Annotated in this window: 13 protein-coding genes and 1 riboswitch; of the genes, 6 read left to right on the top strand and 7 right to left on the bottom strand. The window is 60.0% G+C overall.

Annotated features, from left to right (window positions below; all coding sequences use genetic code 11):
- Positions 1 to 77 precede the first annotated feature (77 nt).
- Positions 78 to 1034, bottom strand: coding sequence for a 2-hydroxyacid dehydrogenase (locus N5J69_RS17555; protein ID WP_279771864.1), 957 nt, complete (start codon positions 1032 to 1034; stop codon positions 78 to 80).
- Positions 1015 to 2406 carry an MFS transporter gene (locus tag N5J69_RS17550; RefSeq protein ID WP_279771863.1) on the bottom strand — a complete coding sequence of 464 codons (1392 nt, stop codon included), beginning with the start codon at positions 2404 to 2406 and terminating at the stop codon, positions 1015 to 1017. The genes N5J69_RS17555 and N5J69_RS17550 overlap by 20 nt, the downstream gene beginning before the upstream one ends.
- A gap of 420 nt (positions 2407 to 2826) precedes the next feature.
- On the opposite strand from N5J69_RS17550, the gene N5J69_RS17545 reads away from it, so the two are divergent.
- The gene (locus N5J69_RS17545; RefSeq protein WP_279771862.1) at positions 2827 to 3744 is read left to right on the top strand and encodes a sugar ABC transporter substrate-binding protein; all 918 of its coding nucleotides are present in this window, start codon (positions 2827 to 2829) and stop codon (positions 3742 to 3744) included.
- Between the two features lie 35 nt (positions 3745 to 3779).
- Here the strand turns inward: N5J69_RS17545 and N5J69_RS17540 are convergent, their stop codons facing one another.
- Positions 3780 to 4280 carry a GNAT family N-acetyltransferase gene (locus tag N5J69_RS17540; protein ID WP_279771861.1) on the bottom strand — a complete coding sequence of 167 codons (501 nt, stop codon included), beginning with the start codon at positions 4278 to 4280 and terminating at the stop codon, positions 3780 to 3782.
- Positions 4281 to 4350: 70 nt separating this feature from the next.
- Here N5J69_RS17540 and N5J69_RS17535 point away from each other — a divergent pair, with 70 nt between their 5' ends.
- Positions 4351 to 6183, top strand: a complete 1833-nt coding sequence (locus N5J69_RS17535; protein WP_279771859.1) for an ABC transporter ATP-binding protein — start codon at positions 4351 to 4353, stop codon at positions 6181 to 6183.
- On the opposite strand, the gene N5J69_RS17530 is transcribed toward N5J69_RS17535, so the two are convergent.
- Positions 6180 to 7304, bottom strand: coding sequence for a GNAT family N-acetyltransferase (locus tag N5J69_RS17530; RefSeq protein ID WP_279771858.1), 1125 nt, complete (start codon positions 7302 to 7304; stop codon positions 6180 to 6182). The genes N5J69_RS17535 and N5J69_RS17530 overlap by 4 nt on opposite strands.
- A 141-nt stretch (positions 7305 to 7445) precedes the next feature.
- On the opposite strand from N5J69_RS17530, the gene N5J69_RS17525 reads away from it, so the two are divergent.
- The 3 genes from N5J69_RS17525 to N5J69_RS17515 all read left to right on the top strand — a co-directional run bounded on the left by N5J69_RS17525 (position 7446) and on the right by N5J69_RS17515 (position 10003).
- A complete protein-coding gene (locus tag N5J69_RS17525; RefSeq protein ID WP_279771857.1) occupies positions 7446 to 8345 on the top strand; it encodes a LysR family transcriptional regulator in 900 nt (299 codons plus the stop codon).
- Between the two features lie 99 nt (positions 8346 to 8444).
- Entirely contained in the window at positions 8445 to 9386 is a 942-nt protein-coding gene (locus tag N5J69_RS17520) for a glutathione S-transferase family protein (RefSeq protein WP_279771856.1), read from the top strand.
- 11 nt (positions 9387 to 9397) lie between these two features.
- Positions 9398 to 10003, top strand: coding sequence for a prolyl oligopeptidase family serine peptidase (locus tag N5J69_RS17515; protein ID WP_279771854.1), 606 nt, complete (start codon positions 9398 to 9400; stop codon positions 10001 to 10003).
- Here N5J69_RS17515 and N5J69_RS17510 read toward each other — a convergent pair.
- Positions 10000 to 10815 carry a sugar phosphate isomerase/epimerase family protein gene (locus N5J69_RS17510; protein WP_279771853.1) on the bottom strand — a complete coding sequence of 272 codons (816 nt, stop codon included), beginning with the start codon at positions 10813 to 10815 and terminating at the stop codon, positions 10000 to 10002. The genes N5J69_RS17515 and N5J69_RS17510 overlap by 4 nt on opposite strands.
- Positions 10816 to 10931: 116 nt before the next feature.
- Positions 10932 to 11309, bottom strand: a complete 378-nt coding sequence (gene crcB, locus N5J69_RS17505; RefSeq protein ID WP_279771852.1) for a fluoride efflux transporter CrcB — start codon at positions 11307 to 11309, stop codon at positions 10932 to 10934.
- A gap of 89 nt (positions 11310 to 11398) precedes the next feature.
- A riboswitch (Fluoride riboswitch) is annotated at positions 11399 to 11474 on the bottom strand.
- 117 nt (positions 11475 to 11591) lie between these two features.
- On the opposite strand from crcB, the gene N5J69_RS17500 reads away from it, so the two are divergent.
- Entirely contained in the window at positions 11592 to 12512 is a 921-nt protein-coding gene (locus N5J69_RS17500; protein ID WP_279771851.1) for a nucleoside hydrolase, read from the top strand.
- A gap of 17 nt (positions 12513 to 12529) precedes the next feature.
- Here N5J69_RS17500 and N5J69_RS17495 read toward each other — a convergent pair whose 3' ends face one another.
- On the bottom strand, positions 12530 to 13558 hold the full coding sequence (locus tag N5J69_RS17495) for a zinc-binding alcohol dehydrogenase family protein (protein WP_279771850.1): 1029 nt from the start codon (positions 13556 to 13558) through the stop codon (positions 12530 to 12532).
- Positions 13559 to 13605: the final 47 nt, after the last annotated feature.

The following is a 13605-nucleotide window of genomic DNA, read 5'->3' as shown; positions in this document are numbered from 1 at the left end:
GGCAGGGCGCGGGCAAGTGGTCAGAGGAGAGCCATCCTGCCGCACGCTTCGTTCGGCATTGTAAGTGTTTGTTGCCGTTACACTACGCGGGTGAGCACCGGCTCTCCACGGGCAAACGCCAGCATGTTCTCAAACACCAGGTTGGCCATCGCCGCCATGGTTTCGCGGGTGCTGCTGGCAATATGCGGCGTCACCACCACATTGTCGCGCTGGCGCAGGGTGTCAGGGATCTGCGGCTCCTGTTCAAACACATCCAGCCCGGCACCGGCGATCTGCCCGGTTTCCAGCGCCGCCACCAGCGCCTGCTGATCCACCACGCTGCCGCGTGCGATGTTGATCAGAAAACCCTGCGGGCCAAGCGCCTGCAGTACCCCGGCATTGATAATATGGCGCGTGGCAGGCCCACCCGGCAGCGTCAGCACCAGAAAATCGGCCTGCTGCGCCAGCGCCACCAGACTGTCATGACGGGTATAGGGGACGTCGGGACGTGAACGGGGGTTGTAGTAGTGAATCGCCATCTCAAACGCCTGCGCACGCCTTGCCACCGCCTGGCCGATATTGCCCAGCCCGACGATCCCGCACACCTTGCCACCGATTTTGCTGCTCAGCGGAAAGCGGCCCTGCGACCAGTGCCCGGCACGTGTAAAGCGATCGGCTTCACTGATGCGGCGCGCCACATCCAGCAGCAGCCCCATCCCCAGATCGGCAACGCAATCATTCAGCACCTCTGGCGTGTTAGTCACCACAATGCCACGCGACCGGGCGGCTTCCGTATCAATGCTGTCATAACCGACGCCGTTACTGCAGATCGCTTTCAGATTGGGCAGCGCGGCGATCAGCGCGGCGGGTGCGCCCATTACCGCGTTGCCGCTGGTGACCAGGATATCGATGGCAGCCCCCTGTTCAGCCAGAAAAGCCGCCTCATCTTCCGCTTCCCACAGCCGGAAGGTGGTAAACGTGCTTTCAATCTTCGCTATCAGCTGCGGTGGCAGAAATTTCCCTTTGATCAGCACATTACATTGCTTTAATGCCATCTTCTTTCTCCTGACTGTGAGAGGATGCCGGGCGATCGGTCTCTTCACCCACGCGTTCAATCGGTCCCATCACCAGCAGGAACAGCAGCGCCGCAACCACGCAGTGCGCCGCCACAAACGCCAGCCCGATGCTGTAGCTGCCGGTCAGCCCGACGATGATGCCGAACAGCAGCGGCGTGGTGAAACCGGCAATATTGCCGATGCCGTTAAAAATGGACCCTGCCAGACCGACCGCCTCTTTCGGGGCGGTGTCGCTGATCACCGTCCAGGTGCCTGCGCCCGCCGCGATGCCTTTGCCGAAAAAGGCAAAGGACATGATGGCGATGATGCCGCTGTTCCCGGGAATAATCGCCGCCAGCACCAGGCTCGATGCCATCAGCATGCCAGCGATATAGGGCGTTTTACGCGCCCAGGAAACGCTCCAGCCCCGGGCGATTAACTTGTCTGACAGGTAACCCCCGCTGATCCCGCCGAGAAAGCCAAACAGCGCCGGGGCTATGGTGGCAAAACCCGCCTCCATGATGTTCATGCCGCGCGCCTGCACCAGATAGATCGGAAACCAGGTAATGAAGAAGTAGCTGAGCGCGATGATGCAGTACTGACCCAGATAGGCGCACCACAGCATGCGACTGGTGAGCAGCTTTCTGAACATCGCTTTGCTGACCGGTGGGCGGGCTTTCAGCGTCTGCGCCGCATCAATATCCACCAGCGCACCGCCATCAATGATGTGGCGCAGTTCACTTTCCGACACGCCGGGATGGTGGCGCGGCTCGCGCATCCAGGTCGCCCAGACAAACACCGCCAGCAGGCCGATGCCACCCAGCACAAAGAACGGCCATTCCCAGCCAAAGCGCGACACCAGCCAGCCAGAAAGCGGCGAGAAGATGGCGACGGCAAAATATTGTGCCGAGCTGAACAGCGATGACGCCCGCCCCCGCTCTGAACGGGGGAACCACATAATCACCACACGCGCATTGGCGGGAAAGCTGGGTGCCTCAATCAATCCCAGCAGAAAGCGCAGACCAAACATCAGCATCAGCGCGCCGGTCATGCCGCTGGAGAACTCCCCCACAAATCCCATCGCCAGGGTCGAGACAGACCAGAGTGCCAGCGTGACGCCATACACTTTCTTGGCCCCGAAGCGGTCAAGAAACAGTCCGCCGGGGATCTGACCGATAACGTAGGCCCAGCTGAAGGCAGAGAGGATCAGCCCCAGCTGGATCGCCGACAGGCCGAACGCCTCTTTGATCGCCGATCCGGAGATCGAGAGGATCGAACGGTCGGCGTAAGCCACGACCGACAGAAACAGGATCAGGCAGAGGATCAGGATGCGGACATGGCTTGTCCGTTGACGCGTTGGGTCTTTTGGCATGAGCTGAATTCCTTAAAAAGCGGCAGAGTGCGCCACGAGGTTTTTTTCAGGAATAACGCTGGAATTTCCCGCTTCAGGAAATATAGATAGGCGGCTAACTATTGGTCATTGTGCGGATGTTGAGATTGTCAGGCCCGATTGCGCGGTTTTCTGACAACCCCCACAACCGCCCGTGCGGCGCTGCACAAAAGCGCAAAAAGCTGCGGCCTTCTGCCGCAGAGTGTGCACCAGGTCGAGGATTTCACCGGCGCTGACAGCTATGACGCGGCGATTTCACGACAAAGTGTGGCGGCGTTAGCAAGTGTGAAAAAGGCGGGTTGTCAAACCTGACGGCAGTTTCTAAGCTGCAAATGATCTTCTTTATCCATTTTTGCAATAAATGAAAAATACATTCCATCAGGCTGACCCCGGGAGTCCGCAATGAAAACACGCGCATGGGCATTACTCTGTCTGCTCTCTCTTTCCACATCGGCGCTGGCAGAAAAAATCGGCGTCTCGATGGCCTATTTCGACCAGAACTTCCTGACGATTATTCGCCAGGCGATCGCCAAAGAGGCCAAAGCGCGCCAGCTGGATGCGCAGTTCGAAGATGCGCGTGGCGATGTGGGCCGTCAGACCGATCAGGTCCAGAGCTTTATCAGCGCCGGGGTGGACGCGATTATTGTCGATCCGGTTGACTCTGCCAGTACGCCTGCCCTGACAAAACTGGCGCAGCAGGCGCACATTCCGCTGGTTTACGTTAACCGTACGCCGGGCGATAAAACCCTGCCGCCGGGCGTGGTGTTTGTTGGATCTGACGAACGCGAGTCCGGCACATTGCAGATGGAAGCGCTGGCGAAACAGGCCGGTTACCGTGGCAACGTCGCCATTATGATCGGTAACCTCAGCGATGCGGGCGCGCTGCAGCGCACGAAAGATGTGGAGCAGGTGGTGGCAAAGTATCCCGACATGAAAGTGGTGCTGAAGCAGACCGCCAACTATGCGCGCAATGAGGGGATGGATTTAATGCTCAACTGGCTCTCAAACGGAGAAGAGATTGATATTGTTGCCGCCAACAACGACGAAATGGCAATTGGCGCAACCATGGCGGTTGCCCAGGCAAAACCAAAGAAAACCATTCTGGTGGGCGGCATTGATGCCACGCCGGATGGCCTGAAAGCGCTGGCCAGCGGCAAACTGGCGGTGACGGTGTTCCAGGATGCCGTGGGTCAGGGCAAAAAATCGGTTGAGGTGGCGCAGCAGATGATCAAAGGACAGAAGGTCGATTCCCACCAGTGGATCCCGTTTGAGCTGGTGACGCAGCAGAACATGCAGCAATACAGCACTAAAAATCCGTAGTGCAACAGGGCGCGGCAGTGCTGCCGCGCCGTTTATTACGCCTCGTGCAGCAGCTTCGCCATCATCACCACATCGCGCAGCTGGCCGTCGCGCAGTGCCGCCTGGCGCATTACCCCTTCCCGCTCAAAACCCAGCCGCTCATAGAGCCGCAGCGCCCTGTCGTTGTCGTGAAACACTTCCAGCGCCATGCGGGTAATGCCCAGCCAGTTGCGGGCATAGTCCAGCGCGGTGCGGATCAGACGTTCACCGACGCCGCGACCGGCGAAATCGGGATGCACCCCCAGCCCAAAGCTGATGGCGTGGCGGGTGCGCGGCTTGTTATCGACAAACAGCGTCAGCTCACCCGCCAGCACGCCGTCGATTTCCGCCACAAACGCAATAAACCCTTCTGCATCCATTCTGGCGAATTTCTTCTCCCAGGTCGCGACACTGGGAAACGGCAGTTGCAGCGTCCAGGGGTAAACATCGGGGTGACTGTAGAGCCGCTGGTAAGCGGCAGCATCCTGTGGTTCCCGTGCCCGTATCGTGATTTCCATATTTTCTCCTGTTAGCCGAATGGGGTTCATGCACTAAGCTGTAGCTCTTTACCGGACAAAGAGTATCGCTATGTTGTATCGTCGTTTTGAGCGTTTTATCAATATATTTCAGGACGCGCCCACCGATTCGCCCCCCTCAACGGTCTGGTCGTTTTACTTATATTACCTGCGGCAGGTCTGGCCCAGTTTTGCGGCACTGCTGGTGGTGGGCCTGGCGTCAGCGCTGATTGAAGTGTCGCTGTTCAGCTATCTGAGCCGCATTATCGATATGGTCAATCACTCCACGCCCGCCACCCTGTTCCGGGATAACTGGCCGATATTGCTGTGGATGGGGGCGGTGGCGCTGATTCTGCGGCCGATTTTTATTGCCCTGCACGACATGCTGGTTCACCAGAGCATCAGCCCCAGCATGACCAGCCTGATCCGCTGGCAGCATCACAACTACGTGCTGCGCCAGAGCCTTAACTTCTTCCAGAGCGATTTCGCCGGGCGTATTGCCCAGCGCATTATGCAGACCGGCAGTTCACTGCGTGACTCCGTGGTGCAGCTGGTGGACGCCATCTGGCACGTGCTGATCTACGCCGTCACCTCACTGGTGCTGTTTGCCGGTGCCGACTGGCGGCTGATGATCCCGCTGATTATCTGGATGGTGGCCTACAGCGCCTCGCTGCGTTTCTTTGTACCGCGCGTCAAAGCCCGTTCGGTGGTCTCCTCGGAAGCGCGCTCGAAGCTGATGGGCACCATTGTTGACGGCTACACCAATATCGCCACCATTAAGCTGTTCGCCCACAGCGATCTGGAACGTCAGTACGCGCGTGAGGCGATTCAGGAGCAGACCGACAAAACTCAGCACGCCAGCCGCATGGTCACCAGCATGGATCTGACGCTGTCGGCGCTGAACGGCCTGCTGATTGTCTCCACCTCGGGCCTGGCGTTGTGGCTGTGGAGCCAGTCACTGATCAGCGTCGGGGCGATTGCGCTGGCAACCGGTCTGGTGATCCGCCTGGTGAATATGTCCGGCTGGATCATGTGGGTGGTTAACGGCATCTTCGAAAATATCGGCATGGTGCAGGATGGCCTGAACACCATTGCGCAGCCGCTGAGCGTGCAGGATGCGCCGCAGGCGAAGCAGCTGAAGGTAACGCGTGGCAACATCCGTTTTGAAGATGTGCGCTTCGATTATGGCGGCGGTCGCCAGGTGATTAACGGCTTTAACCTCGACATCAGACCCGGCGAGAAGATTGGCCTGATTGGTCCCTCAGGTGCCGGTAAATCCACGCTGGTGAACCTGCTGCTGCGTCTTTATGACCTGAACGGTGGCCGGATTGCGATCGACGAACAGGATATCGCCGCCGTAACGCAGGAGAGCCTGCGCAGCCAGATTGGCATGATCACCCAGGACACTTCACTGCTGCATCGCTCAATCCGTGAAAACCTGCTCTATGGCCGTCCCGACGCCACCGAAGAGGCGCTGCAACTGGCCATTCACCGCGCCCGCGCCGATGAGTTTATCCCGCTGCTCTCCGACTCGCTGGGGCGCACCGGGCTGGACGCGCACGTCGGCGAGCGCGGCGTGAAACTGTCAGGCGGTCAGCGTCAGCGTGTGGCCATTGCCCGCGTGCTGCTGAAGGATGCGCCGATTCTGATCATGGATGAGGCGACCTCCGCGCTCGACTCTGAAGTGGAAGCGGCTATTCAGGAGAGCCTGGAGTCCTTAATGCAGGGCAAAACCGTTATCGCGATTGCGCACCGTTTGTCGACCATCGCGAAGATGGATCGACTGGTGGTGCTGGATAAAGGCGGGATTGCCGAGATGGGCAGCCATCAGGAGCTGCTGGCACAGAACGGTCTGTATGCCCGGCTGTGGCAGCATCAGACCGGCGGGTTTGTCGGCGTCGATTAATCGCCGCGTCGATAGGGTAAGGCGTCGCGCGCTTCTTCCGCCCAGCCGCGCACGCCTTCCCGCTCCTGCACCAGAAAGTCTGCCACGGCATCGCGCAGGCCGGGATGCAGCAGATAGTGCCAGGAGTGGGTAATCTGCGGCTCAAAGCCGCGTATCAGCTTGTGTTCGCCCTGCGCCCCCGCATCAAACCGCGTCAGCCCCTCATCAAGCGCTATATCCATCCCCTGATAGAAACAGGTTTCAAAGTGCAGACGGTCAAACTCCGCCAGACAGCCCCAGTAGCGGCCATAGAGCGCGTGGCTGTCGCGCAGATAAAAGGCCATCGCCGCCGGTTGCTGCTGTAAGCGGGCAATCACCACCACAATATTCTGCGGCATCCGCTCCGCCAGCAGGCTGAAGAAGTCACGCGTCAGGTAGGGCCGCTGGCCGCGCACCGCGTAGGTGTTGGCGTAACAGGTGTAGACAAAATCCCACTGATCTTCGCGCAGCTGATCACCGCGATAGCGATCAAACACAAAGCCACTCTGCGCCACCTGTTCGCGCTCTTTACGCAGCTGTTTGCGCTTGCGCGACATCAGCGTATCCAGGAAATCCTGAAAATCGCGGTAGCCCCGGTTATGCCAGTGATACTGACAGCCGAGCCGGGAGAGCCAGTCGGGCTGATCGGCCAGCAGGGTATTGGCCTGATCATGGGTGAAGTTGATGTGCGCGCCGCTTAAGCCGTGCTCCAACAGGTGCGCCGGCAGAGCCGACAGCAGCTGTGCGGCAGCAGAGGGTTCACCCAGCAGGCGTGCGCCGCCGACCGGACTAAAGGGAATGGCACCCAGCCATTTCGGGTAGTAGCGGATCCCGGCGCGCTGGCTGGCATCGGCCCAGGCGTGATCAAAGACATACTCCCCCTGGGAATGGCGTTTGCGGTAGCCCGGCAGCGCGGCGCGGGTCACGCCATTTTCCCGCCACAGCAGATGATCAGGCTGCCAGCCCGATGCAGGCCGCACGCTGCCGCTCTCTTCTAAGGTGAGCAGAAAAGCGTGGCGTAAAAACGGCTGGTCATCCGGCAACAGCGCATCCCACTCGGCGGCCGGGATCGCCGCCAGTGACGTCAGGTGAATCAGCGACATGAATTACTCCAGAGAACGTCGGGCAGAGCGTCAGTCAAGCAGGTTTTCCGCGCCAGCGAAAGGGTCAGGGCACGCAAAGTGAAGGCTGCAACGCCTGGCCGCAGCTTCTATACTGCGACTTTACCTCCACAGGACTTCGCCATGGATCGACTCGAATGTGACCGGATGTTTGTCACGGTGCTGGAAACCGGCAGCTTTTCAGCGGCGGCGTTACGCCTCGGCACCAGCAGCAGTCAGGCTTCTAAACGGGTTTCAAAGCTGGAGCAGCAGCTCGGCGTCCAGCTGTTTAAGCGCAGCACGCGCGCCCTGTCACCCACCGACGTTGGCCGCACCTATTATGAGCGGGTAAAAAACCTGCTCGATGCGTTTGAGACGCTGGATGCGAGCGTACGTGAAAGCGCCACCACGCCCACCGGCAGGCTGAAAATCAGCGCGCCCGGCTCCTTTGGCACAGCGGTGCTCTCCCAGGTGCTGGTGGCCTTTGCCCGGCGCTATCCGCTGATTGAGCTGGATGTCAGCTTTTCGGACCGGGCCGTGAACATCGTCGATGAGGGATTTGATATGGCGATCCGCATCGGCAACCTCAGCGACAGCAGCCTGGTAGCACGCAAGCTGGGTGAAGTGCATGTGCGCATCGCCGCGTCACCCGTCTATCTTGAGCAGTTCGGCACACCACAGCACTGGCGTGAGATAGCCCATCATCAGTGCATTATCGACACCAATTTCCGCGATCCCTGGCACTGGCCGTTTTCCGGTTCCGGCAGTGAGATCGTGACCGTGCCGATACGCGGTCGTCTGCGCTTCGCCAACACTGAAGCCTGCCTGCAGGCGGCGGTGGCCGGATTAGGTATTGCGCGTCTGCCCGGTTTTATCGCCGCACCGGCGCTGCAACGCGGTGACATAGTCCGCCTGCTGGATAACTTCGACACGCCACCGCTGGGGCTGTTTGTGGTTTACCCGCCCGCCCGCCATCTGGCACACCGGGCGCGCCTGCTCATCGACTTCCTGGTGACCCACTTCACCCACGTTCCGCCCGCGTGATTGCTTCCATAATGGAAGAAATGATTGTCTTTGTGACCGGATTATCAGCCGTTTAGTCATCAGTTAAGCTGCTTCTCAAACAAAGAGAGGAGTCGCACGATGTTAGTAGAAGGCAAATGGAGTAGTGACTGGCATCCGGTGCAGGCTACCGATAACCAGGGCGGGTTTGTCCGTCAGACGTCCGGTTTCCGGCATTTTATCAGCAGCGACGGCTCCACTGAATTTGCCGCTGAACCCGATCGCTATCATCTTTATGTGGCGCTGATCTGTCCGTGGGCGTCACGTGCGCTGATCGCCCGCAAACTCAAGGGGCTGGCGTCGCTGATCAGCGTGACGGTGGTGGAGCCGCAGCTGGGTGCCCAGGGCTGGCGCTTCGGCAATTTTCCCGGCGCGCAGGCGGACCCGCTGAACAACGCGCAATACCTGCACGAAATCTATACCCGCGTCGCGCCCGATTATACGGGCCGGGCAACCGTGCCGGTGCTGTGGGACAAGAAAACCGGCACCATCGTCAGCAACGAGTCCGCAGACATTGTGCGCATGTTTAACAGCGGCTTTGGCGATCTGGCCGATAACCGCATCGACCTTTATCCCGCTGCGCTGCGTGCAGAAATTGATGCGCTGAATGAGAGCCTCTATCCGCGTCTGAATAACGGTGTTTATCGTGCGGGCTTCGCCACCACCTCTGTCAGCTACCAGCAGGCATTCCATGACGTCTTCAGCCAGCTGGATGAACTGGAGGCGCTGCTCAGCGATGGCCGTACTTTCCTGCTGGGTGAACGGCTGACGGAAACCGATATTCGCCTGTTCGTGACCCTGATTCGCTTTGACGCTGCCTATCATGGCCTGTTCAAATGCAACCTGCGCCGGATTCGCGACTATACGCTGCTGAATCGCTATCTTAAGAGCATGTTGTCGGTCTCTGGCATACGTGAAACGGTCAACATTGACCATATCAAACAGGGTTACTACTCGATCAAGGCGCTAAACCCGAACGGCATCGTGCCGGCCGGGCCGGATCTGAGTGAATACGGTTTATAACAGGAGCAATGATGGCAAAAGCACTGGTGATTTTTCTGCATGGCGTGGGCAGTAACGGCGACGATCTGGCACCCATTGGCCGTCACTGGGCGACGCTGTTGCCGGATGTGGTTTTTGCCTCGCCCAATGCGCCTGAACGTTTTCCCGCCGGTTTTGGCTGGCAGTGGTTCAGCCTGGCAGACGTGACGCCAGAGAACCGGCCGGGTCGGGTACGGGCCGCGCGGGCCGCGTTTGATGCGATCCTTAACGACATCGTTACGCAGCACGGCTTTGCCGATCGCTGGCAGGATGTGGTGCTGGTCGGCTTTTCACAGGGGTCGATCATGGCGCTGGATGCGCTGGCCTCTGGCCGTTATCCGCTGGCGGGTGTGGTCGCCTTTTCCGGTCGTCTGGCGGTGGACGGTGAATTCACTCCGCAGGCTCATGTGCCCGCGCTGCTCATCCACGGTCAGGCTGATGAAGTGATCCCGTGGCAGGAGAGCGAATCTGCTGCCGCACGACTCCGGGCAGCCGGGGTGCCGGTCGACGTGCGTTTTGAACCCGCCACCGGCCACACCATTTCGGCTCAGGGTGCGATGCACGCCGCCGCGTTTATCGGGCAGTGCTTACAGGATTAACCCCAGCAGCGCGTTAACGCCTCCCGGGCATGGCGGGCAGCCACGTCGGGCGGCAGACGTTTCAGCGCATCGTTAAAGACTTCGATACCCACCGGCCCCTGATAGCCCGCGCTTTTAAGCTTATCGACAAAGCGTTTAACGTCGATAATCCCATCGCCGGGCAGCAGGCGCTGGTGCTTCGCCATCGCCATCAGGCTCTGCTTATCCTGCGCGGGAACGGCGGCCATATCACACAGCTGCACTTCATAGATGCGATCGGCAGGAATGCCATCCAGATGGGAGGCATCGCCACCCAGTGCGCAGATATGGAACAGATCCACCACCAGCCCGATATTGGGCTGATCCAGACGCTGCAATCGCTGCCACGCCAGCGGCAGGGTGTTGTCCACGCTGCACCAGGCCATCGGCTCATACATAATGCGCATGTTGTAGCGCGCAGCTTCAGAGGCCATCCAGCGCAGGTCATCATCAATCTGATCGGCGCAGCAATCCTCACGGGTGCTGGCCGGAGCCTGAAGAGTGTCACAGCCCAGCGCCTGGGCAATCTGTATAAACTGGCGCAGCTCTTCTCGCTTCTGAGATCGCAGCGCGCTGGGTGCGCCGGTGAAATCACGCAGCACCTGCAGATTGGTAAAGCCAGGTCCCTGTCGTGCGCTGATCGCAGCCAGTGCCGCCGCACCGCCTTTATACGCCTCGACATCCTCGCGCCAGATCTCCACCTGATCGAAACCGGCGTCACGCGCCGCCTGCAGCTTCTGGTCGGGTTCACCGCTTAACAGCACCAGGTTAAGGAATGTGGGGTTGGTTCGCATTGCTCGGCTCCTTAATCGTCCGGAATAATCGGTGAGGGTCAGCGCCCGCGTTGCGCATTATGCGACGCGGACACCCGAAAACAGTATCCCGCTTAAGCGGCAGGCCGCGTGCCGGGTCAGCCCAGCAGCGTGACCAGCGCGAAACCGGCAAACGCCATCAGCAGCGAGCCAATCACATGCACCAGCGCACTGGCCATCGCCCAGAGATACTTCCCTGATTGTAGCAATCCCATTAATTCTGCCGTGAAAGAGGAGAAGGTCGTCAGCCCGCCGCAGAGCCCGGTGACGATCAGCAGTTTCCAGATCGGGTCGATGTCGGGATGGCGGACAAACCAGGCCATTGCCCCGCCGATCACCAGACCGCCGATCAGATTCACCAGCAGCGTGCCAGGCGGCAGATTGGGAAACAGCGCATTAAAGCGCATCGCGAACAGCCAGCGCAGTACACAGCCTGCAGAACCGCCGATCATCACAGCCAGTAACGGTTTAAACATGTCTTGCTCCTGAATTCAGAGTGATGCCGGGCTGAGGGGGGAAAGGCAGAGATAAACTGCGCCTGACGCCTCAGCTCCCGCGAAAGGATTGAGTGTCAGGCGTCATCAGCCGGTGTTAAGCCCACCGGCGGTTGGGAAAGGTGGCACGCCATCACCTTGAGCCGGTGATAATACGACGCCCGTTTCAGGCTGGCAAGCGGGTGCGCATGGCGGCTGAATCGCTTGACGTCTGTGCGGCTGGCAGGGTAATGCTGAGGGTTTACAGCCTGTTGCGGAGACCTTATGCGAACCCTGATTTTTGATACAGATATTGGCGTGGACGACGCCTTTGCGCTGGCGTACGCGGCGCGGACGCAGCATCTGCTGGGGATTACCACGGTTTTTGGCAACGTGGCGGTCGGCCAGGCGGTGAAAAATGCCCGGCTGTTCTGCGCCAAAATGGCGATTAACGCGGAGGTCTGGCGCGGCTGTTCACGGCCGCTGGCGCTGGCACCCTCTGCGCCTGCCAGGCTGCACGGCGAAGACGGACTGGGCGATGCGTTTGAGAATACCTGTAGCGATCAGGCGCCCGGTGCGGTGCAGTTTATTATCGACAGCGTGCGGGCGCAGCCGCATCAGATCACGCTGGTGGCGATAGGGCCGCTGACCAATATCGCCACGGCCATTAATCAGGCACCGGATATTATTCCGCTGGTGAAAGAGCTGGTGATCATGGGCGGTGCGTTTGGCACCGACGGCCACAGCGGCAACGTGACGCCCTTCAGCGAATTTAATATCTGGAAAGATCCGCACGCCGCCGATCAGGTGCTCGCCTCGGCGCTGAACGTGGTGGTCATCCCGCTGGATGTCACCCACAAGGTGCTGATCAGCGGCGATGAGGTGCAGCGTCTGAATCAGCCGGTGCTGAGCGCCATCTGTCGTCCTTACCTGGCTTACAGTCTGGAGAAAGAGGGATTCGAGGGTATGGCACTGCACGACACCCTGGCGGTGGCGTGGCTTACTCTGCCGCAGGCCTTTACCCTCACTGAAAGCCCGCTGCGGGTTATCACTGAGGGCATCGCCTGCGGTCAGACGGTGCGTAAACTGAGCGCGCTGGCATCACGAGCCGATCCGTTTGCCGGTCTGCCCGCACAGCGTATTGCGCTCGGCGTGGACGCGGACGCGGTGCGGGCGCACTTCTTTGAGACCCTGATCGCCCCCTGAAGCGCTGGCTGGCCGCGTTATCGGTCGAAGTGAATCACGCCTTTGATCAGTTCGCGGTTGTTGATGATTTGCGATTCGAAGGTTTCATCCAGCGTAGAAAAGGCCAGATGGTGATTCAGCATCATGTCGGCACGCAGCTGGCCGCTGGCCATCAGCGCACGCACCCGGTCGAAATCTTCGCGGGTGGCGTTGCGACTGCCCATCAGCGTGGTCTCTTTTTTGTGGAATTCACTGTCGGGGATGACCAGATCGCCTTTGTGCAGGCCGACATAGACGATCGTGCCGCCGTGCCGCATCAGGTTAACCGCATTGTTCATCGCCGCCGGGCTGCCGGTGGCGTCGATCACTTTCAGCGCCAGACGGCCGCCAAACTGCTCGCGCAGTGCGCTGTGAAACGCCGCATCAGCCGGATTCAGTGCCGCCAGCCCAAGCTGGTCAGCAACATGCTGACGGCGAAATTCGCTGGTATCCGCCACCACCACCTGCGCACCGCTGGCGGCCGCAATAGCCGCAACGCCCAGACCAATGGGTCCGGCACCCACCACCAGCACCTGCTCATCCGCTACAATCCCGGCACGCCGCACCGCATGGGCGCTGATGGCAAACGGCTCAATCAGCGCGGCCGCTTCCGGTGCCACCTCATCCACCGCCAGCAGCGTGCTGACCGGCACGCTCAGGTAATCGCAGAAGCCGCCATCCTGATGCACGCCAATCACCGAGATCTGCTCACAGCAGTTGGTCTTGCCGCTCTGGCAGGCGTCGCAGCGCAGACAGGAGATGTAGGGCATTAACGCTACCCGCTGGCCCGGCTGAAAACCTTGTGCGCCACTGCCCAGCGCCACCACTTCCGCACAGATTTCATGGCCCAGCACGCGGGGATAGCTGAAGAATGGCTGATTGCCGGACCAGGCGTGGATGTCAGTGCCGCAGATCCCGGCGGTGAGGATTTTAATCAGCGCCTCGCCAGCGGCAGGCACGGGTGTACTGCGGGTGGCCCAGACCATCTTACGTGGTTCAGCGATGACCAGTGCTTTCATTGTTATCATGGTGATTCTCCGGTTGTCCTGCAGGCAGTTATGGCGAATCCTGCCCG

Origin of the sequence: Pantoea sp. GD03673 (genome assembly GCF_029844725.1) — a bacterium.
Classification (GTDB): Bacteria; Pseudomonadota; Gammaproteobacteria; order Enterobacterales; family Enterobacteriaceae; genus Pantoea.
The sequence above is the reverse complement of the archived record's forward strand: the minus strand, read 5'-3'. Positions and strand labels throughout refer to the sequence as shown.

What these genes read in the sequence shown, in the direction of transcription:
- N5J69_RS17555 (WP_279771864.1), bottom strand. Translation starts at nt 1,034, where the DNA reads ATGGCATTAAAGCAATGTAATGTGCTGATCAAAGGGAAATTTCTGCCA.
- N5J69_RS17550 (WP_279771863.1), bottom strand. Translation starts at nt 2,406, where the DNA reads ATGCCAAAAGACCCAACGCGTCAACGGACAAGCCATGTCCGCATCCTG.
- N5J69_RS17545 (WP_279771862.1), top strand. Translation starts at nt 2,827, where the DNA reads ATGAAAACACGCGCATGGGCATTACTCTGTCTGCTCTCTCTTTCCACA.
- N5J69_RS17540 (WP_279771861.1), bottom strand. Translation starts at nt 4,280, where the DNA reads ATGGAAATCACGATACGGGCACGGGAACCACAGGATGCTGCCGCTTAC.
- N5J69_RS17535 (WP_279771859.1), top strand. Translation starts at nt 4,351, where the DNA reads ATGTTGTATCGTCGTTTTGAGCGTTTTATCAATATATTTCAGGACGCG.
- N5J69_RS17530 (WP_279771858.1), bottom strand. Translation starts at nt 7,304, where the DNA reads ATGTCGCTGATTCACCTGACGTCACTGGCGGCGATCCCGGCCGCCGAG.
- N5J69_RS17525 (WP_279771857.1), top strand. Translation starts at nt 7,446, where the DNA reads ATGGATCGACTCGAATGTGACCGGATGTTTGTCACGGTGCTGGAAACC.
- N5J69_RS17520 (WP_279771856.1), top strand. Translation starts at nt 8,445, where the DNA reads ATGTTAGTAGAAGGCAAATGGAGTAGTGACTGGCATCCGGTGCAGGCT.
- N5J69_RS17515 (WP_279771854.1), top strand. Translation starts at nt 9,398, where the DNA reads ATGGCAAAAGCACTGGTGATTTTTCTGCATGGCGTGGGCAGTAACGGC.
- N5J69_RS17510 (WP_279771853.1), bottom strand. Translation starts at nt 10,815, where the DNA reads ATGCGAACCAACCCCACATTCCTTAACCTGGTGCTGTTAAGCGGTGAA.
- crcB (WP_279771852.1), bottom strand. Translation starts at nt 11,309, where the DNA reads ATGTTTAAACCGTTACTGGCTGTGATGATCGGCGGTTCTGCAGGCTGT.
- N5J69_RS17500 (WP_279771851.1), top strand. Translation starts at nt 11,592, where the DNA reads ATGCGAACCCTGATTTTTGATACAGATATTGGCGTGGACGACGCCTTT.
- N5J69_RS17495 (WP_279771850.1), bottom strand. Translation starts at nt 13,558, where the DNA reads ATGATAACAATGAAAGCACTGGTCATCGCTGAACCACGTAAGATGGTC.